The sequence below is a fragment of the Aquabacterium parvum genome, assembly GCF_001447195.1.
Taxonomy (GTDB): domain Bacteria; phylum Pseudomonadota; class Gammaproteobacteria; order Burkholderiales; family Burkholderiaceae_C; genus Aquabacterium; species Aquabacterium parvum.
Map to the genome: position 1 here is coordinate 1 of NZ_LFRI01000509.1, position 273 is coordinate 273.

The window sequence follows — 273 nt, forward strand, 5'->3', positions numbered from 1 at the left end:
ACCTTGAACTTTTCAAGCGGCGCAGTTTCCCTTGCCTGCGATCTGACTTCCTCCTAGAATCCAAAGCATCCGCTTTTGGATTTTGGAGGAATCATGAACTTTGACGAAGTAATCCAGCTTCAGGTGCTGAAGCTCAGGGCCCTGAGCCACGGTGCCAACATGGGCCGGCTGGTCGATCAGGCCATTGATCAAGGCCAGCTCACCGAGCTGCGCCAGATGTGCGCCAAGGTGCATCCCTCGCTGATCGAGCGCCTCGATCAAGTGACGAACCTG

Annotated in this window: 1 protein-coding gene; it reads left to right on the forward strand. The window is 55.7% G+C overall.

Features of this window, described 5'->3' with window-relative positions; translation table 11 throughout:
- Positions 1-93: 93 nt before the first annotated feature.
- Positions 94-273, forward strand: a 180-nt coding sequence (locus ABG80_RS18430) for a hypothetical protein (RefSeq protein ID WP_152987742.1), incomplete at its 3' end; no start/stop codon positions are given.